The sequence below is a fragment of the Microbacterium galbinum genome, assembly GCF_023101185.1.
Taxonomy (GTDB): Bacteria; Actinomycetota; Actinomycetes; order Actinomycetales; family Microbacteriaceae; genus Microbacterium; species Microbacterium galbinum.
The window spans coordinates 1,264,578-1,287,559 of sequence record NZ_CP078077.1 but is presented as its reverse complement, the minus strand read 5'-3'; the positions used below and the strand labels follow the sequence as shown (position 1 = coordinate 1,287,559).

At 68.7% G+C, this 22,982-nt stretch carries 23 protein-coding genes; 15 read left to right on the top strand and 8 right to left on the bottom strand.

The window, feature by feature from the left end; genetic code table 11:
* Positions 1-26 precede the first annotated feature (26 nt).
* From KV396_RS06425 to KV396_RS06410, 4 genes are all read left to right on the top strand, one after another.
* A complete protein-coding gene (locus KV396_RS06425; RefSeq protein WP_247957246.1) occupies positions 27-1,454 on the top strand; it encodes a CCA tRNA nucleotidyltransferase in 1,428 nt (475 codons plus the stop codon).
* A gap of 146 nt (positions 1,455-1,600) precedes the next feature.
* Entirely contained in the window at positions 1,601-2,923 is a 1,323-nt protein-coding gene (locus KV396_RS06420; RefSeq protein ID WP_247957245.1) for a GAF domain-containing protein, read from the top strand.
* 108 nt (positions 2,924-3,031) lie between these two features.
* Positions 3,032-4,582 (top strand): acetaldehyde dehydrogenase ExaC, encoded by a 1,551-nt coding sequence (exaC, locus tag KV396_RS06415; protein ID WP_247957244.1) that lies wholly within the window; start codon positions 3,032-3,034, stop codon positions 4,580-4,582.
* Complete coding sequence (locus tag KV396_RS06410; RefSeq protein WP_247633436.1) at positions 4,582-4,971, top strand: DUF779 domain-containing protein; 390 nt, start codon at positions 4,582-4,584, stop codon at positions 4,969-4,971. The genes exaC and KV396_RS06410 overlap by 1 nt, the downstream gene beginning before the upstream one ends.
* Positions 4,972-5,064: 93 nt before the next feature.
* Here KV396_RS06410 and KV396_RS06405 read toward each other — a convergent pair whose 3' ends face one another.
* The 3 genes from KV396_RS06405 to KV396_RS06395 all read right to left on the bottom strand — a co-directional run bounded on the left by KV396_RS06405 (position 5,065) and on the right by KV396_RS06395 (position 8,111).
* The gene (locus KV396_RS06405) at positions 5,065-5,706 is read right to left on the bottom strand and encodes a Pr6Pr family membrane protein (RefSeq protein ID WP_247957243.1); all 642 of its coding nucleotides are present in this window, start codon (positions 5,704-5,706) and stop codon (positions 5,065-5,067) included.
* A 306-nt stretch (positions 5,707-6,012) separates the two neighbouring features.
* The gene (locus KV396_RS06400) at positions 6,013-7,140 is read right to left on the bottom strand and encodes a DUF3137 domain-containing protein (protein WP_247957242.1); all 1,128 of its coding nucleotides are present in this window, start codon (positions 7,138-7,140) and stop codon (positions 6,013-6,015) included.
* Positions 7,137-8,111: a hypothetical protein gene (locus tag KV396_RS06395; protein WP_247957241.1), complete on the bottom strand. Its 975-nt coding sequence runs from the start codon at positions 8,109-8,111 to the stop codon at positions 7,137-7,139. Before KV396_RS06395 ends, KV396_RS06400 begins: the two co-directional genes overlap by 4 nt.
* Positions 8,112-8,158: 47 nt before the next feature.
* Between KV396_RS06395 and KV396_RS06390 the strand changes: the two genes are divergently transcribed.
* The gene (locus KV396_RS06390; protein WP_247624080.1) at positions 8,159-8,515 is read left to right on the top strand and encodes a hypothetical protein; all 357 of its coding nucleotides are present in this window, start codon (positions 8,159-8,161) and stop codon (positions 8,513-8,515) included.
* A gap of 5 nt (positions 8,516-8,520) precedes the next feature.
* Here KV396_RS06390 and KV396_RS06385 read toward each other — a convergent pair whose 3' ends face one another.
* Positions 8,521-9,024, bottom strand: coding sequence for an Lrp/AsnC family transcriptional regulator (locus tag KV396_RS06385; protein ID WP_247633442.1), 504 nt, complete (start codon positions 9,022-9,024; stop codon positions 8,521-8,523).
* A gap of 237 nt (positions 9,025-9,261) precedes the next feature.
* On the opposite strand from KV396_RS06385, the gene KV396_RS06380 reads away from it, so the two are divergent.
* From KV396_RS06380 to KV396_RS06360, 5 genes are read left to right on the top strand one after another with little or no spacing between them, the layout of a single operon-like run.
* Positions 9,262-10,845, top strand: a complete 1,584-nt coding sequence (locus KV396_RS06380; RefSeq protein WP_247957240.1) for an ABC transporter substrate-binding protein — start codon at positions 9,262-9,264, stop codon at positions 10,843-10,845.
* A 14-nt stretch (positions 10,846-10,859) separates the two neighbouring features.
* Positions 10,860-11,921 (top strand): ABC transporter permease, encoded by a 1,062-nt coding sequence (locus KV396_RS06375; protein WP_247624082.1) that lies wholly within the window; start codon positions 10,860-10,862, stop codon positions 11,919-11,921.
* Positions 11,918-12,826 carry an ABC transporter permease gene (locus KV396_RS06370; RefSeq protein WP_247957239.1) on the top strand — a complete coding sequence of 303 codons (909 nt, stop codon included), beginning with the start codon at positions 11,918-11,920 and terminating at the stop codon, positions 12,824-12,826. Before KV396_RS06375 ends, KV396_RS06370 begins: the two co-directional genes overlap by 4 nt.
* Entirely contained in the window at positions 12,823-13,611 is a 789-nt protein-coding gene (locus tag KV396_RS06365) for an ABC transporter ATP-binding protein (protein WP_247957238.1), read from the top strand. Before KV396_RS06370 ends, KV396_RS06365 begins: the two co-directional genes overlap by 4 nt.
* The gene (locus tag KV396_RS06360; protein WP_247957237.1) at positions 13,604-14,443 is read left to right on the top strand and encodes an ABC transporter ATP-binding protein; all 840 of its coding nucleotides are present in this window, start codon (positions 13,604-13,606) and stop codon (positions 14,441-14,443) included. The genes KV396_RS06365 and KV396_RS06360 overlap by 8 nt, the downstream gene beginning before the upstream one ends.
* Positions 14,444-14,500: 57 nt before the next feature.
* On the opposite strand, the gene KV396_RS06355 is transcribed toward KV396_RS06360, so the two are convergent.
* Positions 14,501-15,211 (bottom strand): hypothetical protein, encoded by a 711-nt coding sequence (locus KV396_RS06355; RefSeq protein WP_247957236.1) that lies wholly within the window; start codon positions 15,209-15,211, stop codon positions 14,501-14,503.
* 202 nt (positions 15,212-15,413) lie between these two features.
* Between KV396_RS06355 and rpsF the strand changes: the two genes are divergently transcribed.
* The 4 genes from rpsF (at position 15,414) to rplI (ending at position 17,088) form a co-directional block, all read left to right on the top strand.
* Positions 15,414-15,782 carry a 30S ribosomal protein S6 gene (gene rpsF, locus KV396_RS06350; RefSeq protein WP_029264265.1) on the top strand — a complete coding sequence of 123 codons (369 nt, stop codon included), beginning with the start codon at positions 15,414-15,416 and terminating at the stop codon, positions 15,780-15,782.
* 5 nt (positions 15,783-15,787) lie between these two features.
* On the top strand, positions 15,788-16,294 hold the full coding sequence (locus KV396_RS06345; RefSeq protein ID WP_050723584.1) for a single-stranded DNA-binding protein: 507 nt from the start codon (positions 15,788-15,790) through the stop codon (positions 16,292-16,294).
* Positions 16,295-16,369: 75 nt separating this feature from the next.
* The gene (rpsR, locus tag KV396_RS06340) at positions 16,370-16,624 is read left to right on the top strand and encodes a 30S ribosomal protein S18 (protein WP_017829850.1); all 255 of its coding nucleotides are present in this window, start codon (positions 16,370-16,372) and stop codon (positions 16,622-16,624) included.
* 11 nt (positions 16,625-16,635) lie between these two features.
* The gene (gene rplI / locus KV396_RS06335; protein ID WP_247624087.1) at positions 16,636-17,088 is read left to right on the top strand and encodes a 50S ribosomal protein L9; all 453 of its coding nucleotides are present in this window, start codon (positions 16,636-16,638) and stop codon (positions 17,086-17,088) included.
* A gap of 337 nt (positions 17,089-17,425) precedes the next feature.
* Here rplI and KV396_RS06330 read toward each other — a convergent pair whose 3' ends face one another.
* The 3 genes from KV396_RS06330 to KV396_RS06315 all read right to left on the bottom strand — a co-directional run bounded on the left by KV396_RS06330 (position 17,426) and on the right by KV396_RS06315 (position 21,024).
* The gene (locus KV396_RS06330) at positions 17,426-17,665 is read right to left on the bottom strand and encodes a hypothetical protein (RefSeq protein WP_247957235.1); all 240 of its coding nucleotides are present in this window, start codon (positions 17,663-17,665) and stop codon (positions 17,426-17,428) included.
* A 300-nt stretch (positions 17,666-17,965) separates the two neighbouring features.
* Positions 17,966-19,876, bottom strand: coding sequence for a chaplin family protein (locus tag KV396_RS16810; protein WP_282185376.1), 1,911 nt, complete (start codon positions 19,874-19,876; stop codon positions 17,966-17,968).
* 107 nt (positions 19,877-19,983) lie between these two features.
* Positions 19,984-21,024, bottom strand: coding sequence for a hypothetical protein (locus tag KV396_RS06315; protein WP_247957234.1), 1,041 nt, complete (start codon positions 21,022-21,024; stop codon positions 19,984-19,986).
* Between the two features lie 578 nt (positions 21,025-21,602).
* On the opposite strand from KV396_RS06315, the gene dnaB reads away from it, so the two are divergent.
* Positions 21,603-22,949, top strand: coding sequence for a replicative DNA helicase (dnaB, locus tag KV396_RS06310; RefSeq protein WP_247624751.1), 1,347 nt, complete (start codon positions 21,603-21,605; stop codon positions 22,947-22,949).
* Positions 22,950-22,982 lie beyond the last annotated feature (33 nt).

Below are 22,982 nucleotides of genomic sequence, written 5' to 3'. Positions count from 1 at the left end.
CACACCGCCCGACTACGCTGGAACCCATGCTCAACATGGCCGAAGGCCTCGACCGTCTCGGCGCGCTCGCCGCGCATCCGGTGGTGCGCACCCTCGCCACGGCGTTCGCGGATGCCGGGTTCGACCTGGCCGTCGTCGGCGGTCCCGTGCGCGATGCGCTGCTGGGGCGTCCGACCCACGACCTCGACTTCACGACCGATGCTCGGCCCGACGACATCCTGCGCATCGTCACCCCGATCTCGACCGCGCAGTGGGACATCGGCCGTGCGTTCGGCACGATCGGTGCGCGCGTGCAGAAGGAGCAGGTCGAGATCACGACCTACCGCGCCGACAGCTACGACGGGGTGACGCGCAAGCCCACCGTCGAGTTCGGCGACACGATCGACGCCGATCTGGTGCGTCGCGACTTCACGGTCAACGCGATGGCGCTGCAGGTGCCCTCGGTGAAGCTCGTCGACCCGACCGGCGGGGTCGAAGACCTCATCGCGGGGTTGCTCCGCACCCCGACCGACCCCGACGTCTCGTTCGGTGACGACCCGCTGCGCATGCTGCGGGCCGCCCGGTTCAGCGCACAGCTCGGCTTCCGCATCGACGACGACACCGCCGACGCGATCACGCGGCTGCGGGCGACGCTCGAGATCGTCAGCCCCGAGCGCATCCAGTCCGAGCTCGTGCGCCTCATGCAGACCGACGACCCGGTGCGCGGCATCCGCGCTCTCGTCGAGACCGGACTGATCGACGAATTCCTGCCCGAGGTGAGCGCCCTCAAGCTCGAGGTCGACGAGCACCACCACCACAAAGACGTCTACGAGCACTCCCTGACGGTGCTGCGCCAGGCGATCTCGCTCGAGCACTCCCGGCATCCGGGTGCCGAGCCCGACGTGGCGCTGCGCATCGCGGCTCTGCTGCATGACATCGGCAAGCCCCGCACACGCAAGCTCGAAGACGGCGGAGCGGTCACGTTCCACCACCACGACATCGTCGGCGCCCGCATGGCGCGCAAGCGCCTGCAGGCCCTGCGGTTCGACACCGCCACGACGGATGCCGTCGCCACCCTTATCGAGCTGCACCTGAGGTTCTTCGGCTACGCCGAGGGCGCCTGGACGGATGCCGCGGTGCGCCGTTACGTGCGCGATGCGGGCCCCCTGCTCGAACGCCTGCACATCCTCACCCGTGCGGATGTGACCACGCGCAACAAGCGCAAGGCGGCGCGACTGTCGTCGGCGTACGACGACATCGAGTCGCGCATCGCGGCGCTCGCCGAACAGGAGCAACTCGACGCGATGCGTCCGGAACTCGACGGCAATCGCATCCAGGAGGTGCTCGGCATCCGTCCTGGTCGCGAGGTCGGCGAGGCCTACAAGTTCCTGCTCGACCTGCGCCTCGACGAGGGCGTGCTCGGGACGGACGTCGCCGAGGAGCGTCTGCGCGCCTGGTGGGCGGCGCGCGCCTGAGGCACCGACGCGGGCGGAGATGACGGCGGACGCACGGATCTTTCGCCTCGCGCCAGAACCTCCTCGCTCGCCCGTGGGAGGGTTCCCACGGGCGACCTCCGCTTCTACACTGGGAGCACGCTCCACCCCCGAGGAACGGAGTCCCTGTGCCGTCGCAGTGGCAGTCTTCGCCTGAGGCCTCTCGCCTGATCATCGAGCGTGCGCACGAAGAGCTGCTCGCCGGCAACCTCGACGACCAGCGCCTGCAGCAGGTGCGTCCGCTCGTGCGGGCGTCATGGGAGCGGTCATGGCGCGGACGCGTCGGCCCCGAGAGCCCGCCCGCGCTCGAACTCGGCCTCGACGAGCTCGAGGAGTATCGGCGTGCGCACCCGCTCGCCGCCGTCATGGACACGATCCGCGGCCTGCTGCTGCCGGGCACTCCGGAAGACGCGGGAGTGGTGATCGCGATCGGCGACCAGGCCGGTCGACTGCTGTGGATCGAGGGAGACCGCCAGCTGCAGAGCCTCACCGACGACATGGGTTTCGTCGCGGGTGCGAACTGGGCGGAGGATGCCGTCGGCACGACCGCCCCGGGCACCGCGCTCGCCCTCGGACAGCCTGTGCAGATCCGCGGCGCCGAGCACTACAACCGCCTGGTGCACCCGTGGTCGTGCACGGCGGCACCGGTGCGCGACCCCGAGACGCAGCGCGTGCTCGGAGTGATCGACATCACGGGCGGGCCGGAGGTCGTGACCCCGCAGGCACGACTGCTCGTGGATGCGACCGCCCGTGCCGTCGAGTCCGAACTGCTGATCACCCGCCTGCGCGCCCGGGCCGAGGTGGCGCCCCGGGTGCACCCTGCGCCGACGCGCACCCGCGCCGCGGCGCGCGCGACCCTGCACGTGCTCGGTCGCGACAGGGCGCGGCTCGAGACGGCATCCGATCATGAGGAATCCGTCATCGAGCTCAGCGCCCGCCACGCGGCCATCCTGCTGATGCTCGCCGTCCATCGGCAGGGACTGTCGGCCGAGCGCCTCACCGAGCTCGTCTACGGAGCCGACGTTTCGCCCGACACGCTGCGCCCCGAGATGGTGCGGCTGCGCAAGGTGCTCGAACAGCGGATGCCGGAGCTGGTTCCCGAGTCGAGACCGTACCGTTTGCCGGTGACCCTCGACACCGACGCACAGGACGTGATGTCGCTGCTCGACCGCGGCGCGCACCGCGTCGCGCTCACCGCCTACCGGGGTCCGGTGCTGCCCGAGTCGACCTCGCCCGGAGTCGAGGAGTTCCGTGACACGGCGCGAGCTGCGCTGCGGGAGGCGATGCTGTCGGAGGCGAGCCTCGACGTGCTGCTCTCGTACGCCGAGATCCCCGAGGGACAGTCGGATGCCGAGGCGCTGCGCCTCGCGCTCGAGATGCTGCCGGCGCGCTCGCCGAAGCGGCCCGGACTGGTCGCCCGGATCGAGCGACTCGAGCGCGCGCAGGCCTGAGGAGCATCCGCAACCGGGCGCAACGTTGCGCACCCGGGTGCAACGTCGCGCGACCTACCGTCGAAGGACAGCCGCGCACCGAGGCGCGGCCCAGCCCGAGGAGTCACGATGACCATCGTCGAAGAAGACGTGTCCACTGCCTACGCCGCCCCGGGTCAGCCGGGATCCCTGGCCGACTACCGCCCCCGCTACGGCCATTACATCGGCGGCGAGTTCGTCGAGCCCGCGAAGGGCCAGTACTTCGAGAACGTCAGCCCCGTCAACGGCAAGCCATTCACCGAGGTCGCCCGGGGCACCGGCGAAGACATCGACCGCGCGGTCGACGTCGCCTGGAAGGCCTTCGCCTCCTGGGGCAAGACGAGTCCCGCCGAGCGCTCGGTCGTCCTGAACAGGATCGCCGACCGCATCGAGCAGAACCTCGAGCGCATCGCCGTCGCCGAGACGTGGGAGAACGGCAAGCCGGTGCGCGAGACGCTAGCCGCCGACATCCCCCTCGCGGTCGACCACTTCCGTTACTTCGCGGGTGTGCTGCGGGCGCAGGAGGGCGGCATCAGCCAGCTCGACGAGAACACCGTCGCGTACCACTTCCACGAACCGCTGGGTGTGGTCGGGCAGATCATCCCGTGGAACTTCCCGATCCTGATGGCCGTGTGGAAGCTCGCTCCGGCGCTCGCCGCGGGCAACTGCGTCGTCATCAAGCCGGCCGAGCAGACACCGGCATCCCTCCTGTTCCTGTTCGAGATCATCGGCGACCTGCTGCCCGCAGGCGTCGTGAACATCGTCAGCGGCTTCGGCATCGAGGCCGGCGCCCCGCTCGCGCAACACAAGCGCATCCGCAAGGTCGCTTTCACGGGCGAGACGACGACCGGCCGGCTCATCATGCAGTACGCCTCGCAGAACCTCATCCCGGTGACGCTCGAGCTCGGGGGCAAGAGCCCGAACGTGTTCTTCGAAGACGTCGCACGCTCGACCAGCGACCCGTTCTACGACAAGGCGCTCGAGGGCTTCACGATGTTCGCGCTGAACCAGGGCGAGGTCTGCACCTGCCCGTCGCGGGCGCTCATCCAGCGATCCATCTACGACGGATTCCTCGCCGACGGGCTCGAGAGGGTCGGGAAGGTCGTGCAGGGCAATCCGCTCGATCCCGCGACGATGATCGGCGCCCAGGCATCCAACGATCAGCTGGAGAAGATCCTGAGCTACATCGACATCGGAAAGCAGGGCGGTGCGCGGCTGCTCACGGGCGGCGAGCGGGTCGACCTCGGCGGCGATCTCAGCGAGGGCTACTACGTCGCGCCGACCGTGTTCGAGGGCACCAACGACATGCGCATCTTTCAGGAGGAGATCTTCGGCCCGGTGCTGTCGGTCACCTCGTTCGACGACTTCGACAACGCGATCGACATCGCCAACGACACCCTCTACGGGCTGGGCGCGGGGGTGTGGAGCCGCAGCGGCGACACCGCCTACCGCGCGGGCCGGGCGATCGAGGCCGGGCGCGTGTGGACCAACACCTACCACCAGTACCCGGCGCACGCCGCGTTCGGCGGGTACAAGCAGTCGGGCGTCGGTCGCGAGAACCACAAGATGATGCTCGACCACTACCAGCAGACGAAGAACCTCCTCGTCTCGTACGCGGAGGGCCCGATGGGCTTCTTCTGATGGTCGACATCGGCACCTACCAGCGGGTCGCGGTGACGGATGCTGCGGCATCCCTCATCCGCGACCTCACGGCGCAGCACGGCCCGCTCATGTTCCATCAGTCGGGCGGATGCTGCGACGGCTCGTCGCCCATGTGCTACCCGGTGGGGATGTTCCTCACCGGGCCGGGCGACGTGCAGCTCGGGGGTCTCGACGTCGGGCTGGACGCAGAGGTCGAGGTCTTCATGTCGGAGTCGCAGTTCGAGTACTGGAAGTACACGCACCTCACCATCGACGTCGTCCCGGGGCGCGGTGCCGGGTTCTCGGTCGAGGGGCCGACGGGCATGCGGTTCCTGATCCGGTCGCGGATGCTCGACGACCAGGAGCTGGAGTACTTCGGGTTGGCGTGAGGCTCGCGGACGTCCCTTCGTCTCGTCGCTGCGCTCCTCGCTCAGGAACCGGTTCCTGAGCGAGCGAAGCGAGACGAAGGGCCTTCGACGGGCTCAGGGACCCAGTTGCTTGCGACGGACGAGACGGTAGCGACTCGCGAGCCAGACCAGTGCGCCGAGGGCGAGCAGGGCGGCGAGGAGCCCGGCGACGTGCGCCGCGAGCACGGCCGGGCCGTGCGACGGCAGGAGGAATCCGTACGGCACCCAGCCGTCGGTCGCGCCGCGGATGAGCACGACGACGATCCACACGAGCGGGTAGACCGTAACGACCCACAGGTGTCGCCAGGCCAGCGGCGGGCGGTCGCGGATCAGCGGCCAGTCGAGCGCGACGAGCAGCGGGAAGACGGCGTGCAGCACCGCGCTCACCCACGCCGGCGCCGACCCGGTTCCCGGCACGATCAGGTTGTAGATCACGGCCACGAGCAGCATGCAGGTGACGGCGACGCCGCGCCCGTACGACAACCAGAGGGGATGCCGTCGACCGCGCAGCGCGATCGCTCCGGACACGAGGAGCAGGGCGCTCGTGAGCAGGCTCGTGAGGTTCGTGAAGTATCCGAAGTAGTCGATCAGGCTCGTGCGCCCGGCGCTGATGCCCAGCAGATAGGTGTGCACGAGCACGGTGATGACGGAGAGCCCGACGACGATTCGGGTGAGGCCGACGGCGCGCGAGGGGACGGGTGCGGGTGCGTCGGGCATGACGTTCACCCTAGTGAGGGTGGGCCCTTCGTCTCGCTGCGCTCGCTCAGGAACCGCGTGGAGCGCGGACGCGACCGACTGTTCGTGAAGACTGAATAACTGTGCAACGAAATGCAACGTGGCCCGGCATACCATTTTCACAAGCGCCGATATACCGCTTGTCCCCAGCAGGCGAAGGCGTTGACGGCAGAGGCCGTCTGCAGAGGGAGAGTCGAACTTCTTCTGATCCCGAGGGGGGATGGGGTGGGCGCTGGTCCCCAGAACGGCACCCACCCCCACACTCGATACCGGCACCGCCGGACCGGGTCAGCGCATCGACATGAACGCGTACGCGACGCCGATGAGGATCACGATGACGAGCGGGATCCACGTCACCCGGCGCTTCAGTCGTCGGCCCTGCGGGGCGACGCCCGGTGGGGGAGTGAGCAGCCCGGCCGGCGGCGCGAACGGCAGGGGTGCGGATGCCGCGGCACCCGGCGCGACGGCATCCGATATCTGCCGATGCTGCGCACGCAGGCGGTCGTCGCGCCAGCGCGCCCACTGGTCGAACTTCGTCATCAGCGCACCGACGACGCCGAACAACCAGGCCCACGTCGCCGGGTCGAGCGTCGACGCCTGGCGCCTCGTGTAGAGGAACATCCAGTCGTCGACGATCTCGACATCGAGCTGGGCGGCATGGTCGATGAACCGCGCCATGATGTCGGGTGTGAAGAGGTAGAGCGCGTCCTGCTCGTACCCCTCGGGGCAGTACAGCGTGAAGTGCCGGTCGAAGTCTCCCTCGAGCGACAGGCGCTGCGCGCGCTGGAACGACGCCGGCAGGTTCGAGCCGAAACCGTTGTTGCCGAGCGCGTCGAGCACGATGTTCGGCAGCGGCACGTCGAGTTTCACGGCGATGTAGCCCCAGCGGTACGTGGTCGAGCTCTTGCCGTGCTTGACCGTGTACTGGTAGTTGCCGAACTCGACGAACCGCGGCTGCGTTCCGCGCACCAGGTCGGTCGCCAGCCGCCCCGAGCCGAGGCTGAAGATCATGCCCGGCAGCGGCGGGTTCGCGATGCGCTCGGTGTAGCTCATACCGTTCGCCTGAGCGAACATGCCGATCCGATAGCGGCGGATGCGGTTGGCGCGCACCGTGAAGAACGTGATCACGGCGGCGGCGCCGAGGGCGAGCACGAGGAGCACGGCGAAGATCGAGGCGCCCGTCGATCCTCCCGTGCGCAGGGTGCTGGTGACGACTCCGCCGAGCACGACGACGCCCACGAGAGCGACGAATCCGAGCGCGATGACGCCGATCACCGTTCCGGCGATCGTGCCGGCGGAGGCCGGAGCGCGTCGTGCCTTGAGGTCGGCCGTGAACGCCCCGACCGCCCGCGGATCGACCGGGCCGGTCAGTGCGCGGGCGTCGAAGGCGGATGCCGGATGCTGCGGCGAACTCATCGATTCACCTCGTCGGAATCCCAGGTCAGCGCAGAACCCTCACGCAGCGGGAGGGCCTCGATGCGGTCGTCGGCGCACAGCGCGCGGATGAGGTCGCCGGACCCGGCGATGACGGTCGAGTCGGCGTCGATCTCGGTGACCATCACCCAGGCCCGATCCTCGGGCCAGATCAGATTCGGACTCTGCGCGTAGGCGGGGAAGCCGTCCTGTTCGGACGGGCGGTCGCGCCACGGCGCGCCGAGCACCCAGTCCGGGTCGGCGAACGCGCGCGGCCCGGCGGAGAAGAGCACGTGGGCACGGTCGGGCAACTCCAGCCGCGGTCCTTCGGAGACCTCGCGGGGCAGCAGACCCTCCTGCCAGGTCGGCTTGCGGAAGACGTTGTTGAACGGATCGTGCGTGCTGCGTCCGAGCATCGCCTGGTGGTGCGGGTCGTCGCCTCCGGACGGACCGAACAGGCCCGGATTCGCGGGCATGCCGAGGTGGCCCACGAGATTGCCCCATCCCTCCCAGAGCGCTGCGAACCCGGCATCCGGGGTCGAGGTGTGCGCGGCGAGCACGTCGGCCACCACGGGCAGGAGCGACGGATCGAGCTCGCCCTCGGTCGGGGCGTCGAACTCGCGGCCGTCCGGGGCGATGCGCGTGCGCCAGTCGCCGGCCATCGGGGTGCGCACGAGGCGATGCCACTGCGCGAGCGCATGCATCGTCGTGCCGAACGCCGCAGCGGTCTCGGCCCAGGTGACCTCGGCGTCGACGAACTCCCCCTGCAGGCGCTCGCGCTCGGCGTTCGGCATCCGTTCCCACTCCTCGGGAGCGGGGACCGCGCGACCGGGGAGTGACCGGGTGAAGCCCCGATGGAACACGCGCGCATAGGCCTCGAACCCCTGCGGAACGGCGGCGTGCATGGTGCCCGCGCGAGTGTCGAGCCGCTTCCGCAGCCAGTCGCCGACGGTCGGGTTCGCGATCCACTCCATGCGACCACGGTACCCGGGAGGTGTGATGCGCCCGCCATAATCGAAGGGTGACTGCGACTGCAACCCTTCCCTCGCTCGATGGCCGCCGCTTCCGGATGATCTCGTCCACGACCTCGGCGGTCGACCCCGAGGCGCCGAGCATCTTCGAGTATTTCGAGAAGGACGGTGCGATCTGGGGCGGGTACACCGGCGACACGGTGACCTTCGGCAAGTTCGTGGGAACCCGCACCGCCGACACGATCTGGGTGTCGTTCGTGCACGTGCTCGTGGCCGACGGCCAGGTCGTCACGGGCGACGGGGAGAGCGAGCTCGAGCTCACCGACGACGGACTCATCCGCCTCGTCGAGCACTACGAGATGCACGGCCTGCCGCAGCTGAGCGTGTGCGAGGAGATCCCCGCCTGACCGGATCAGCGGGGCGGTAGCGCGTCGCGCCCGGGGGATGCCGGCGTCCAGCGCGTCATGCCGAGGGGGATCTCGGCGTGACGCTCGGGGATGTCGGAGGGCAGCAGGTAGGGCCGACGGATGACCTCGTCGAGCACCACGACGCTGACGACGGTGCGCACCTCGGGCAGCTGCGCGATCACCCCGGTCGAGAACTCGTGCACCCCGCTGACGTCGACGGCACGGATGAGCAGCATGGCATCGTGCTCGCCGGTCGTGATCGCGCACCACTCGACGTCGGGCATCTCGCTCACGCGATCACGGAACGACGCCCAGGCCTGCGGCAGCACCGTGACGAAGACGAGGGCGCCGATGGAGAGACCCGCCTTGGCCTGATCGACCCGGGCGCTGAAGCCCGTGATCACGCCGTCGCTCACCAATGATTCGACTCGCGAATAAGCGCTGGCGCGGGAGATCCCCACCCTGTCGGCGAGTGCGGCGATCGAGATGCGACCGTTATCACGGAGCACTTCGAGAATCTTGTACGCGATCTCGTCCAACCCGGTGGCACTTCGTCCAGAATGCTTCGATGCTTCGGCATCCTTGCTGGACATATTGCTCCCCACGGTTGATGATCTGGACAGACCGTGTCGGTCATCCCGGACACTTGCTGGACACATCGTCGCATATGATGCGAATCTGATCCACGGTCGTCCACACCAGTGGCGGCCGACACCCGAATGTACTCCTCGCCCTTGGAGGCTCACATGTCGTCACGCCGCACTCTGCCTGCGCTCGCGTTCGGAGCGGTCGCGCTCCTCGCGCTCGCCGGTTGCTCGGGAGGAAACTCCGCCAACAACGGCGATGACTCGTCGGGCTCCGGCTCGCTGGTCATCGACACCGCGTTCTCGATCGAGACGACCGACCCGGGTCACACCTACGACCCGACCGGCAACATGATCGCCAAGGCGATCTACGAGACCCTCGTCGACTTCGAGGGCTCCGACGTCTCGACCCCGGTTCCCGGACTCGCCTCCTGGGAGCAGAACGACGCCGCGACCGAGTTCACGTTCACGCTCGAGGGCGACCGCGTCTTCTCCGACGGCACCCCGATCGAGGCGAAGGACGTCGTCTTCTCGCTGCAGCGCATCCAGGGCATGGAGGACGCCAAGCCCAACTTCCTGCTCGCCGGCATCACGATCACCGAGGTCGACGACAAGACGATCACCTTCACGTCCGAGACCCCGCTGCTGCAGCTGCCCGCGATCCTCGCGAACCCGGCGCTCGGCATCGTCAACTCCGACGTCGTGATCGAGAACGGCGGCGCGACCGACGGTTCCGACAGTGCGCAGAGCTTCCTCGACGGCGAGTCGGCGGGCTCCGGTCCGTTCGTGCTCGACACCCTCGACCTCTCGTCGCAGGTCGTGCTCACCAAGAACGACGAGTACAACGGCGACGAGGAGTCGGCCTACGACCGCGTCGTCGTGCGCAACGTCTCGGAGAGCGCCACGCAGCTCGCCAACCTCAAGGGCGGCGACTCGATGGTCGCGATGGACCTGAACGGCGACCAGGTCGCGGGCCTCGGCGACGACCTCACGGTCGACTCCGTGCCCTCGGGCCAGACGATCTTCCTGCTGCTCAACCAGGGCGAGGCGGGAGGCGACCTCGCGAACGTCAAGATCGCCGAGGCGATCCGCTACGCGCTCGACTACGACGCACTGCTCGAGCTGGCCGGTGCCGGCGCGGTGCAGGCGACCGGCGTCATCCCGCCCGGATTCGAGGGCTCGCTCGACGGCGGCGTCTCGCAGGACCTCGACGCGGCGAAGGCCGCTCTCGCCGAGGCCGGCTACACGGGCCAGACCCTGAAGCTGCAGTTCCCGAACGACTACCCGGTCGGCGGCGTGGAGTTCACCCCGCTCGCCGAGCGCATCCAGGCGCAGCTCGAGGATGCCGGCATCGCGGTGGAGCTCGCCCCGGCGCCGTTCGCCACCGAGCTCGACGCCTACGTCAACGGCACCGAGGGCTTCGGCCTGTGGTTCTGGGGTCCGGACTACGCGGACTCCGCGAACTTCCTGCCGTTCGGCCCGGGCCTGAAAGTCGGCCTCCGTGCCGGCTGGGCAGCCGAGGCGAACCCGGAGATCGCCGAGATCGCCGCGAACGCGGCCAGTGCGACGGATGCCGACGAGCGCACCGCCCTGTTCACCGAGTTCGCCGAGGCCATGCAGGCCGAGGGTCCGTTCGTGCCGCTCATCGTTCCGGGTCGCAACATCGCCTCGGCATCCGCCGTCTCGGGCGCCGTGTACAACTCGGTGTGGGAGATGGACATCGCCGAGATCACCCCGGCCGGCTGAACGGATAGCGACGCATGACAACGGTGGCGGTGCAGAGACAGGCGCGCAGGCGTCGGTCTCCCCTGATCGGATACCTGCTGCGGCGGGCCGGCACCTCCCTGCTCCTGTTGGTGGGCGTGACGATCGTCACGTTCCTGCTCACCAACCTGGTGCCGGGAGACCCGGTCTCGGCCGCGCTCGGTGAGGGCGCATCGCAGAACCCGGCGACGCGAGAAGCGTTCATCCGGGAGCACGGACTCGATCAGCCGTTGATCGTGCAGTACTTCATCTATATGGGGAACCTGCTCCGCGGGGACCTCGGGACGTCGCTGGTGACCGGCCGTGCGGTCACCAGCGACCTCTCCACCGCCGTGCCGGCGACGATCGAGATCGCCATCGGCGCGATCATCCTGAGTCTCGTCGTCAGCATCGTGCTCGGCACGCTCGCCGCGTACCGTCGCGGACTCGTGACCGACCAGGTCATCCGCGTCGTCACGCTCGTCGGCCTCAGCGTGCCGACCTTCTGGCTCGCGCTGGTCAGCTTCTACGTCTTCTTCCTCGAGCTGCGCATCGCCCCCGGGTCGGGCCGCATCTCGCCGTCGATCACCCCGCCGCCGCGCGTGACCGGGCTCTACACGGTCGACTACCTGCTCAACGGCGACGCCGTCGGCTACTTCGACGCCCTCGCCCACCTCGCCCTGCCGGTCATGGTGCTGTCGCTCGTGACGATCGGTCTGCTCACCCGCTTCATCCGCACCTCGGTGCTCGAGGTGCTCGGCAGCGACTACGTGCGCGCCGCCCGCGCCAAGGGCCTCCCCGCGATGCGCGTCATCCTCGACTACGTGCTGCGAGGCGCATCCCTCCCGATCCTCACCGTCGTCGGCGTCGCCTTCGGAACCCTGCTCTCGGGCACCGTGCTCGTCGAGTCGGTCTTCGCGTGGCCGGGCCTGGGCACCTACGCCTACAACTCCGCCGCGAACCTCGACCTGCCCGGCATCATGGGCGTCGGTCTCGTGGTCGGGTTCATCTATCTCCTCATCAACTTCGTCGTCGACATGCTCTACGGCGTCCTCGACCCGAGAGTGAGGATCGCATGAGCCGCATCGACGCCGCATCCGGTCGCTTCCGGTTCCGGTTCCGCTGGCCGCGCGCCTGGCGCACGCCCCTCGGCATCATCGGCACCGTCATCGCCGGTGCCTGGGTGATCGTCGCCTTCACCGCGCAGTGGTGGGTGCCCTACGGCCCCAACGCGCAGATCTTCCCGCGCCTGCAGGAGCCCGGGGTCGAGACCCTGCTCGGCACCGACGGCAACGGCCGCGACATCTTCTCGCGCCTCATGACGGGTGCGACCGTGAGCCTGCCGCTCGCGCTCATGCTCGTCGTCGCCGCCATGATCATCGGCACCCTCATCGGTGCGCTCGCCGGATACTTCGGGGGCTGGGTCGACGAGACGCTCATGCGCATCACCGACCTCTTCATGGCGTTCCCGACGGTGATCCTCGCGATGGTGGTCGCGGCATCCCTCGGACCGTCGCTGTTCAACGCGGTGATCGCGGCCATCGTCGTCTCGTGGCCGCAGTACTCGCGTGTGACCCGCAGCATCGTGCTCGGCCTCCGCGGGCAGAACTACGTCATCGCCGGACGCCTGCTCGGCCACTCGCCGCTGCGCACGCTGTTCGTCGACATCCTGCCGAACATCGCCGGCCCCGTGCTGGTGCTCGCGACGCTCGACATCGGTGCCGCCATCCTGCTGCTGTCGGGGCTGTCGTTCCTCGGCCTCGGCGCGCAGCCGCCCACGGCGGAATGGGGTTCGATGATCTCGTCGGCCATGCAGAACTTCGACGCCTGGTGGCTCGGGGTCTTCCCGGGTCTCGCGATCCTCACGGTCGTGCTGGCGTTCAACTTCCTCGGTGACGCGATGCGCGACATCCTCGACCCGACGGCCGAGGTCACGCACGAGAAGCAGGCCGAGAAGACGGATGCCGCGGGGGTGCCCGCATGACCGCGCTGAGCATCCGCGACCTGACGATCGAGATCGGGCGCCCGCTGGTTCGCGGCGTCTCGCTCGACCTCGAAGCCGGTCGCATCCATGGCCTCGCCGGTGAATCCGGCTCGGGAAAGACCCTCACCTCCCTCGCCGTGCTCGGCCTGCTGCCGCGCCAGGCGAAGACCGGCGGATCGATCGCGCTCGCGGGGGACGAGATCCTCGGTCTGGGGCGCCGCGGCATGAACCGGGTGCGCGGAAAGCGCGTCGCGATGGTCTTCCAGGACCCCTCGGCGTCGCTGCACCCGCAGCTGCCGGTCGGCCGCCAGCTCACCGATCACATGCGCGTGCACCTGGGGTTGCGCGGCGCCGCCGCCCGGGCGCGCGCCGTCGAGCTGCTCGAGACCGTGCAGGTTCCGAACCCGACCGAGGCCCTGAAGCGCTACCCTCACCAGTTCTCGGGCGGTCAGCGTCAGCGCATCGCGATCGCCTGCGCTCTGGCGTGCGACCCCGAGGTGCTGCTCGCCGACGAGCCGACCACCGCGCTCGACGTCACGGTGCAGGCCGGCATCCTGCAGCTGTTGCGCGACCTGGCCGTCGAGCGCCGGCTCGCCGTGCTGCTCGTGACGCACGACCTCGGCGTGATGAGCGCGATCGCCGACGAGGTCGCCGTCATGAAGGACGGCCTGATCGTCGAGAAGGCCGACAGGGAGACCCTGTTCCGCGATCCGCAGCACGAGTACACGCGGATGCTGCTCGCCGCACTGCCCGGTTCCCGCATCGAGGAGGACGCTGATGAGTGAGGTCTCCGTCCTCGACGCGCAGGATATGGTCGTGCGCTACCCGGGGCATCCGCCCGTGATCGCCGTCGACGGCGTCTCGATGACCGTCGCCGCCGGCGAGACCGTCGCGCTCGTCGGCGAATCCGGCAGCGGCAAGTCGAGCTTCGCTCGCGCCGTCGTCGGGATCGAGAAGACCGCGGGGGGAACGGTGCTGTTCAACGGCGCGCCGGTCTCGCCCCTCGGCATCCGTCGCCGGGCGACCGCGCTCACCGGCATCCAGATGGTGTTCCAGGACCCGTCGACCTCGCTCAACCCGCGCCGGCGGGTGGGCGACCAGATCTCCGACGGCATCGCCACCGCGCGAGCGCGCGGTGCCGCCGGTTCCACCGTCGAGGAGTGGCTCGAGCGCGTCGGGCTGCCGACCTCGGTCGCCTCGCGCTTCCCGCACCAGTTCTCGGGCGGCCAGAAGCAACGCCTCGCGATCGCCCGCGCACTCGCGGCGCGGCCATCGTTGCTCGTCGCCGATGAGCCGATCTCGGCATTGGATGCGTCGACTCAGACCAGTGTCGCCGGCCTCATGCGCGACCTCGTCGCCGAGTCGGGCGCGGGCATGCTCTTCATCTCGCACGACCTGGCCGTCGTGCGGCGCATCGCCGATCGCACGTTCGTCATGTACTCCGGTCGGGTGCTCGAGTCGGGTCCGACCGATCAACTTTGGGCGGCGCCCCAGCATCCGTACACGCAGGCCCTGCTCGCGGCGATCCCCGAACCCGACGGCGCCGGGCGCATCCCCGATGCCCCGTCGACCGAGGACCGCGAGGTGTGGTCGGAGATCCCGCCCGTCCTGAACTGACGCGACGCAGAAGGGCCCGGCATCCGTGGTGGATGCCGGGCCCTTCCGCGTCGCCGATCAGATCGGGGCGACGATGTCCTGCTTCACGTCCCAGTCGGTGATCTCGAGGACCGACTCGATCGCCTGACCCTGCACCTCGGTCTTCGTCGAGGTCGCGAGCATGATGTAGTCCGCGGTGACCTCGAAGGTCGCGTCGACCTCGACTCCCTGCGTCTCAGCGGTACCGGTGACGAGGTAGACCTTCTGGCCGAGGCGCTCGCCGGTGCCGGTCACGGTGAACTCGCCCGAGAGAGCGGCGGCCGCCGTCGCGGGATCGAGCGACGCGGCGTTCTGCGCGGCCGTGCTGAGCGCCGCGATCACGGGGTCACTGGCGTTCGGGTCGGCGACCTGCCATTCGCTGGTCGGGCTCTTCACCCAGGTGTCGTCACCGATGATGATCATCGAGCCCATGTCGGAGATGACCTCGGTGGCGTCGTTGGCCGAGTCGTAGCGCGCGGTCGAGACCATTCCCATGGTGGTCGACGTGGCCGCATAACCGGCGGATTCCTTCATCCGGTCAGCCGAGCAGGTGCTGAGGTCGGCGATGTCGACCGTCTCGCCCTCCTTCAGCTCGGGGCAGTCGGATGCCGTCGACGTCTCCTCCGACGACGAGGAGCTGCTCGTGCTGCTGGGCTTGCTCTCGTTGCCATTTCCGCTCGGTGCCGAGCATCCTGCCAGCAGGATCGCGGCGGCGACGACGGCCCCGGCCTTCCACATGTTGACGCGCATGGCGTCCCCCCTTCACGTGGCCGATGACGGTCACCGGCCACCGCAGACAAGCATGCCAAAGGGGCAGGGTGACGCGCGGTGGAAGCTCAGGGTTGCGTCCGCTAGACTGTCGAGGTTGTCTGCCTTCTGGCAGGCACGTTCACACACCCTCCTGCTTTCGAGAAATCCTCGGAAGCCGTTCTAGTCCGAAGGAGGTGGGTAAGTGACGCACCAGTACGAACTCATGGTCATTCTGACCCCCGAGATCGACGAGCGCCAGGTCGCACCTACGCTCGACAAGTTCCTGAAGGTCATCACCAACGATGGTGGCTCGATTGACAAGGTCGACATCTGGGGTAAGCGCCGTCTGGCCTACGAGATCCAGAAGAAGAACGAGGGCATCTACGCCGTCGTCAACTTCACCGCTACCAGCGAGGCCACGCAGGAGCTCGACCGTCAGCTCAAGCTGAACGAGCAGATCATGCGCACCAAGGTCCTCCGCTCGGAAGAGGCTCAGGCGATGGTCGCTTCGGAAGCCAAGCGCTCCGAAGAGAAGGCTGCTCGCAAGGCCGCCAAGGCTGCGAAGGCCTAAGTCCCATGGCCGGCGAAACCGTCATCACCGTTGTGGGAAACCTCACGGCCGACCCCGAGCTGCGGTACACGCAGAACGGGCTGCCGGTGGCGAACTTCACCATCGCATCGACGCCTCGGAACTTCGACCGTGCCGCGAATGAGTGGAAGGACGGCGAAGCGCTGTTCCTCCGCGCATCCGTCTGGCGCGAGTTCGCCGAGCACGTGGCAGGTTCGCTGACGAAGGGCATGCGCGTCATCGCGCAGGGCCGTCTGCGTCAGCGCTCCTACCAGGACCGCGAGGGCAACCAGCGCACCGCGATCGAGCTGGAGGTCGACGAGATCGGCCCCTCGCTCCGTTACGCGACCGCGCAGGTCACCCGTGCGGCCTCGAACGGCGGTGGCGGCGGAGGACAGTCTCGCCCCGCACAGCAGCAGCAGGTGTCGGAGGAGCCGTGGTCTACCCCCGGCTCGTCGACCAGCGCCGACGCCTGGAGCACTCCGGGCAGCTTCGGCGACGACACCCCGTTCTAATTCTCTGGCCCTGAGCTCATGACCCGTGTGGGTCCCTGAGCTTGTCGAAGGGCCGCTCATAACTAAGGAAAAACCATGGCTGGAAAGTCGAGCGGCGACCGCCGCAAGCCGCGGAAGGGTGGCAAGCCCACCGCTCCCGCGAAGTCGATCCGGGTCGGAGTCATCGATTACAAGGATGTCGCCACCCTTCGCAAGTTCGTCTCGGAGCGCGGCAAGATCCGTGCCCGTCGTATCACCGGTGTCTCGGTGCAGGAGCAGCGTCTGATCGCCACGGCGATCAAGAACGCGCGCGAAATGGCGCTCCTGCCCTACGCTGGCGCCGGCCGGTAAGGGGTATCGAGATGGCAAAGCTGATTCTCACGAACGAGGTCGCCGGGCTGGGTAGCGCCGGTGACGTGGTCGAGGTCAAGAACGGGTACGCCCGTAACTACCTCATCCCCCAGGGCTTCGCTACGGCGTGGACCCGTGGTGGCGAAAAGCAGGTCGCATCGATCCAGGCCGCGCGTCAGGCACGCGCGATCCACGATCGTGACGACGCTGTCGCACTGAAGAACGCCCTCGAGGGCACCAAGGTCCGTCTGGCCGTCAAGGCCGGCGCCGCTGGTCGTCTCTTCGGCTCGGTCAAGACCGAGCACGTCGCAGACGCCGTCGCCGCTGCGGGCCTCGGCTCGATCGACAAGCGCAAGGTGCACATCACCTCGCCGATCAAGTCGACCGGTGACCACGAGGCCACGGTTCGTCTGCACGACGACGTGACCGCAGTCATCACGCTGCAGGTCGTCGCCGCGAAGTAATTCCGTCTTCGCTGGGTCACTGAGCCCGTCGAAGTGCGAACGCCCTCTGCCCTTCGGGACAGGGGGCGTTCGGCGTTTCTCGGGTGGGGGCGTGGGTGGGGTGTGCACCAACTCAGGAAAAGCGCGGGTTTGGGGGTGGTTTCGGGCTGGTTCGGGGGAGTTCGGTGAGGGATTTCCTGAGTTAGTGCACGGGTGCGGTGCACAACTCCGGAGAATCCACGTGGAATCGGTGGATTCGGGGCCTCCTCGACCGGATCCAGCGCAGATCTCCGGAGTTGTGAACGGGCGCGACCCGAACGGAGGTCGCTCCTCAGAACTGGAGAGCGCGTCGTCGGGATCAGACACTGATGATCGTTGCGGTGCTCGAAGGGAAGGCCGAAAGCCACGGGTTGCTCAAGGCGCGGGACCCCCACTCCTCGACCATCCACTCGCACGCGTCCTCGAACGTCCAGGGGCCGAGGCTGGCTTTGAGATCGCCGAACTCGGCATTCAAGTCACGCCAGTCCTCCGTTTCTCGCTTGACCAGAAGGGTTGTGTTCTCGAGCAGAACGATGTGGTAGATCGCAGGAGATTTCACAGGGGACATGCTCCCATGAACGGGTTCGGTCTCATCGGGCGCGGTGCACAACTCCGGAGAATCCACGTGGAATCGGTGAATTCGGGGACTCCTCGACCGGATGCAGCGCGGATCTCCGGAGTTGTGAACGGGCACGACGGATGCCCCGCGCTGGGGGCACGGGGCATCCGCCCTTGCAGCCGCGTCAGAGGTCGACGCCGGGCTGGGGACCCGGGGGCAACTCGTCGCGCTCTCGGCGACGCGGCGCGCCGGTGGTACGGCGCCTCCTCCCTCCAGGGCGCCGGACCACCGGGGTCCGCGTTACGCCGTGCGGCGGCGCAGCAGGCCCGCTCCCGTCAGGAGCAGGAGAACGGCGACGAACACCGGAGCGAGCGACGCTGCGCCACCCGTGGTGGCGAGGGCGTCAGCTCCTCCGGACGAGGTCGCCATGCCCGCGGCCATCGTGCCGCCCGAGCTCGGTCCGACTCCGGCGTCCGTACCCGGCGTCACACCGGGGTCGGTTCCCGGATCCGTGCCGGGGTCGGTTCCCGGATCCGTGCCGGGGTCCGTCCCCGGGTCCGTGCCGGGGTCGGTCCCAGGATCGGTTCCCGGGTCCGTGCCGGTCGGCGTCGTCACCGTGCTGTCACCGATCACCGAGATGGCGTTGTCGCCGATCGTCACCGGCAGCGTGATCGGCAGACCGATCTGGGTGCCGCCGAGGATTCCGTCGTCTCCGGTGGTGGTGCTGCCGGTGGCGGGGGCGTCCGGGGTGGTGCCGGTGCCTTCGGTGCCACTGACGTCGCTGTCTCCGGTGAGAGAGATGGCGTTGCCGGTGACGTCGATGGGTGCGGTGACGGGGGCGGTGATCTGGGTGCCGCCGAGGATGCCGTCGTCGCCGGTGGTGGTGCTGCCGGTGGCGGGGGTGCCCGTGCCGGTGCCGGTGCCGGTCGTGCCACTGACGTCGCTGTCTCCGGTGAGGGAGATGGCGTTGCCGGTGACGTCGATGGGTGCGGTGACGGGGGCGGTGATCTGGGTGCCGCCGAGGATGCCGTCGTCACCGGTAGTGGTGCTGCCGGAGGTCGGGGCGCCCGGGGTGGTGCCGGTGCCTTCGGTGCCGCTGACGTCGCTGTCTCCGGTGAGGGAGATGGCGTTGCCGGTGATGCCGATGGGTGCGGTGATCGGGGCGGTGACCTGGGTGCCGCCGAGGATGCCGTCGTCACCGGTGGTGGTGCTGCCGGTGGTCGGGGCGCCCGGGGTGGTGCCGGTGCCGGTCGTGCCACTGACGTCGCTGTCTCCGGTGAGGGAGATGGCGTTGCCGGTGACGCCGATGGGTGCGGTGATCGGGGCGGTGACCTGGGTACCGCTCAGAACTCCGTCATCGCCGGACGTGCTCGTCCACGGTGCCGGAAGCGCCGTGAACTCACCCGGTGCTGCCGGTGCCGCCGGTGCTGCCGGTGCCGCCGGTGCCGCGTCGCCACCCGCGACCTCGCTGTCTCCGAGAAGGGAGATCGCGTTGCCCGAGATGTCGACCGGAACCGAGATCGGCGCGATCACCTGGGTGCCGCCGGCGATAGCGTCGTCACCTGACGTGCTCGGCGCCACGGCATCCGTCGGTGCGGTCGTGGGTGCCGGTGCCGCGGCATCCTGACCTGCGGTTTCGCTGTCTCCGAGAAGGGAGATCGCGTTGCCCGAGACGGTGACCGGCACGTCGACGTGCACGAGCGCCTGGGTGCCCGAGAGCAGACCGTCGACGCCGGTCGTGGTGACCGACGGGGCCGGTGCGGCGGGAGCCGGGGCCGGAGCCTCGGCGGGCGCCGCAGTCTGCTCGCTCGATGAGTCGCCGAGCAGGCTGACGGAGTTGTCGGTGACGGTCACCGGAACGGTGACGTTCACGACGGCCTGCGATCCGGATGCCGTGCCGGAGTCGCCGTTCGTCGTGGCCGCCGGCGCCGGCGCCGCCGCCGGCGCCGGTGCCGGTGCCGGGGCTGGTGCCGGGGCAGGCGCAGGTGCGGGTGCCGGGGCCGGAGCCTGCTGCGCGGAGGAGTCTCCGAGCAGGGAGATCGCGTTGTCGACGATCGTGACCGGGACCGAGACCGGAGCCTCGACCTGGGTGCCCGAGAGGACGCTGTCGTCTCCCGAGGTGTCTGCCGCGTTCGCGGCCGTTGCGCCGAGCAGGGTGATCCCGCCGGCGAGAAGCGTTCCCCACAGGGCCCGCTTGAGGTAAGTACGCATGATGACTTTCTCCTTGACTGGACTGGGGTGTCTGATGTGGGTGCGCGCGAAGATGTGCGCGCGCAGCACGGCATCTGTCGTCCTCGAGGGGACGACGTGACGACCCGTCAGTCGGGGGAGACGTCGGTGTCGGCGACCAGCGACGTCGGCAGGACGTCGTCGGATGCGCCGGAGGTGCGCTCCTCGGCACGGAGCACGGGAACTCCCGCGTCGGTCAGACCGGCGGGAGAGACAGCGGATGCTCCGCCGGAAGTGGCGGAGGAAGACGGTGCGAGCGGCCCGCCGAGAGGGGCCGTGGCGGGGCCGGAGGCATGGCCGGACGCGGACGCAGTCGTCGCCGGAACAGCGTTCTCGACGCGCGCGGAGAGCGCAGACTCGTCGAGCGGATGCCGGGGCGCGGGCGTGAGCGTCGACACGGTGCTGGCGCCCGCAGCATCCGCCGGCACCACGGTCGGAAGGGATGCGAACCCGGGATCCGGGACCACCACCGGCGGAAGCGCGATGGGCGGGAGCGACTCGGTCGGGTCGAGCCCGACCAGCACCGGGGGCACGGTGTTCTCGACGACTTCGCCGACGATGCCCGTGGTGTCGTCCACGACACCGGTCACATCGTCGAGGAGCTTCGTGACGCCGAGGTCGCGGAGCAGCCCGCCGACCACCGGCAGTGCGGCGACGGCATCCTGCACGGGATCGACGATCTGCGACACCGGAGCATCCTGCAGCAGGTCGGCCACCGGTGTGACGACGGCCTGTGCGGTGTCGGTGACGGTCTCGACGACAGGGGTCGCGACATCTCCCACGACGGGCACCTCGGCGACCGTGTCGGTGACGTGTTCGACGACGGCGGGGACGGTCTCGGGAACCGGAGCGACCACCTCGTGCACGACCGGGGCGACGACCTGGTTCACGACGGGCGCGACGACCTGGGTGACGATCGGCTCGGTCACGGCGGTGACGGTGTCGCCGACCGTGGAGACGGTTCCGGTGACGAGGGACGACACTTCTCCGAGAAGGGAGGGGTCTTTCTGCTCGTCGGCCTGAGCGGATCCGCCGCCGGTGAGGACGGTGATCGTCGCCCACGCGAGCGCTCCCAGACCGCCCCACAGGGCGATCGCGGGTACGCCGCGACGGGTTGCTCGAGCGTTCACGTCGACTTCCCCCTCCGAAAGACGATCGTTCCGACGCGCTCTGCGTCGATACCGGGTGACGATACTCCCGGTATATCGCGATGTCCATACCATCTCGCGCCGATCCGATGACACCTTCCGCAGGATTCCGCGCGTGTCGCGGTGTGACGCGCCCGGCGAAATTCCGGCTTGACTTTCCCCAAGTTCTTCACATGTGTCTTCGAGATGAACAAACCTTAAATGTGCAGTTGAAGCCCGTTCTCATCCACAGGGTGGGGAAACAGGAAACCCCCGGTCCAGGCGAAAAAGAAAGTTTGAACTCGGGGTACTCCACCGGGTTATCCACATGCGTTGTGCACAGACTCTCCGGACTTGTTCGCACGCTCTCCACAGAGTTATCCACAGGCCGTGTTGCGTGTGGATAACGCCGCTCGTAGCGTGGGCGAGCGACCCAATGTCGGAAGTCCGTGATGTGCTGCGCAGATGGCCGTTCTCGGCCCGGACAACAGCACGACGCCCCAGGTCCCGGGTGTCGCGGTACCGCAGAACGTCGCAGCGAAGGGAGCAGTGTGTCGATCGCCGACATCTCAGAAGAGCGCATGGGCGGAAGCCCGCGCGGACCGGAGCGCACCCCGCCCCACGACCTGCTCGCCGAGCAGAGCGCACTGGGCGGCATGCTCCTGTCGAAGGATGCCGTCGCCGATGTGATCGAGACGCTCAAGGGCGCCGACTTCTACGTGCCGAAGCACGAGCTCATCTTCGAGGCGATCCTCTCGCTCTACTCGCACGGCGAGCCGACCGACGTCGTCGCCGTCACCGATGAGCTCATCAAGACGGGCGAGCTGGGCCGAGCCGGCGGCGCCGACTACCTCCACTCGCTCACCTCGATCGTCCCCACCGCGGCCAACGCCGGCTACTACGCCGGCATCGTCTCGGAGCGCGCGATCCTGCGCCGCCTGGTCGACGCCGGAACCCGCATCGTGCAGCTCGGGTACGCGGGTGAAGGCGACGCGACCGACATCGTCAACAACGCGCAGGCCGAGATCTACTCCGTCACCGGAACCGAGACCGCCGAGGACTACGTCCCGCTGACGAACGCCGTCGACGCCGCGATCGAGGAGATCGAGGCCGCGAACGGCCGCGACGGTTCGATGACCGGCATCCCGACCGGATTCCGCGAGCTCGATGAACTCACCAACGGCCTGCACGGTGGGCAGATGATCGTCGTCGCCGCCCGACCCGCCATGGGTAAGTCGACGCTCGCGCTCGACTTCGCGCGCGCGGCATCGATCGGTCACGACTTCCCATCGATCTTCTTCTCGCTCGAGATGGGTAAGAGCGAGATCGCGATGCGTCTGCTCAGCGCCGAGGGCGCGATCCCGCTGCAGAACATGCGCAAGGGAACCCTCGACCCCCGCGACTGGACCACCGTCGCGGCGACCCGCGGCCGCATCAACGACGCCCCGCTCTACATCGACGACAGCCCCAACATGACGCTCGTCGAGATCCGCGCCAAGTGCCGTCGCCTCAAGCAGCGCGCCGGACTGCGCATGGTCATCATCGACTACCTGCAGCTCATGACCTCGGGCAAGCGCGTCGAGTCGCGTCAGCAGGAGGTCTCGGAGTTCTCGCGAAGCCTCAAGCTCATCGCCAAGGAGCTGCAGGTTCCCGTCATCGCCCTGTCGCAACTGAACCGTGGTCCTGAGCAGCGTCAAGACAAGAAGCCCGCGATCAGCGACCTGCGAGAGTCCGGCTCGATCGAGCAGGATGCCGACATGGTGATCCTGCTGCACCGCGACTCGGTCTACGACAAGGACGTGCGTCCGGGCGAGGCCGACCTCATCGTCGCCAAGCACCGTAACGGTCCGACCGCGACGATCACGGTGGCGTTCCAGGGTCACTACTCACGGTTCATGGACATGGCGCCGGGTGGCGACTTCAACTGATCGGGAGAGAGGCTTGATAAATTTATCAAGCTT

What these genes read in the sequence shown, in the direction of transcription:
- KV396_RS06425 (WP_247957246.1), top strand. Translation starts at nt 27, where the DNA reads ATGCTCAACATGGCCGAAGGCCTCGACCGTCTCGGCGCGCTCGCCGCG.
- exaC (WP_247957244.1), top strand. Translation starts at nt 3,032, where the DNA reads ATGACCATCGTCGAAGAAGACGTGTCCACTGCCTACGCCGCCCCGGGT.
- KV396_RS06410 (WP_247633436.1), top strand. Translation starts at nt 4,582, where the DNA reads ATGGTCGACATCGGCACCTACCAGCGGGTCGCGGTGACGGATGCTGCG.
- KV396_RS06405 (WP_247957243.1), bottom strand. Translation starts at nt 5,706, where the DNA reads ATGCCCGACGCACCCGCACCCGTCCCCTCGCGCGCCGTCGGCCTCACC.
- KV396_RS06400 (WP_247957242.1), bottom strand. Translation starts at nt 7,140, where the DNA reads ATGAGTTCGCCGCAGCATCCGGCATCCGCCTTCGACGCCCGCGCACTG.
- KV396_RS06395 (WP_247957241.1), bottom strand. Translation starts at nt 8,111, where the DNA reads ATGGAGTGGATCGCGAACCCGACCGTCGGCGACTGGCTGCGGAAGCGG.
- KV396_RS06380 (WP_247957240.1), top strand. Translation starts at nt 9,262, where the DNA reads ATGTCGTCACGCCGCACTCTGCCTGCGCTCGCGTTCGGAGCGGTCGCG.
- KV396_RS06375 (WP_247624082.1), top strand. Translation starts at nt 10,860, where the DNA reads ATGACAACGGTGGCGGTGCAGAGACAGGCGCGCAGGCGTCGGTCTCCC.
- KV396_RS06370 (WP_247957239.1), top strand. Translation starts at nt 11,918, where the DNA reads ATGAGCCGCATCGACGCCGCATCCGGTCGCTTCCGGTTCCGGTTCCGC.
- KV396_RS06365 (WP_247957238.1), top strand. Translation starts at nt 12,823, where the DNA reads ATGACCGCGCTGAGCATCCGCGACCTGACGATCGAGATCGGGCGCCCG.
- KV396_RS06360 (WP_247957237.1), top strand. Translation starts at nt 13,604, where the DNA reads ATGAGTGAGGTCTCCGTCCTCGACGCGCAGGATATGGTCGTGCGCTAC.
- KV396_RS06355 (WP_247957236.1), bottom strand. Translation starts at nt 15,211, where the DNA reads ATGCGCGTCAACATGTGGAAGGCCGGGGCCGTCGTCGCCGCCGCGATC.
- KV396_RS06345 (WP_050723584.1), top strand. Translation starts at nt 15,788, where the DNA reads ATGGCCGGCGAAACCGTCATCACCGTTGTGGGAAACCTCACGGCCGAC.
- rpsR (WP_017829850.1), top strand. Translation starts at nt 16,370, where the DNA reads ATGGCTGGAAAGTCGAGCGGCGACCGCCGCAAGCCGCGGAAGGGTGGC.
- rplI (WP_247624087.1), top strand. Translation starts at nt 16,636, where the DNA reads ATGGCAAAGCTGATTCTCACGAACGAGGTCGCCGGGCTGGGTAGCGCC.
- KV396_RS16810 (WP_282185376.1), bottom strand. Translation starts at nt 19,876, where the DNA reads ATGCGTACTTACCTCAAGCGGGCCCTGTGGGGAACGCTTCTCGCCGGC.
- dnaB (WP_247624751.1), top strand. Translation starts at nt 21,603, where the DNA reads ATGGGCGGAAGCCCGCGCGGACCGGAGCGCACCCCGCCCCACGACCTG.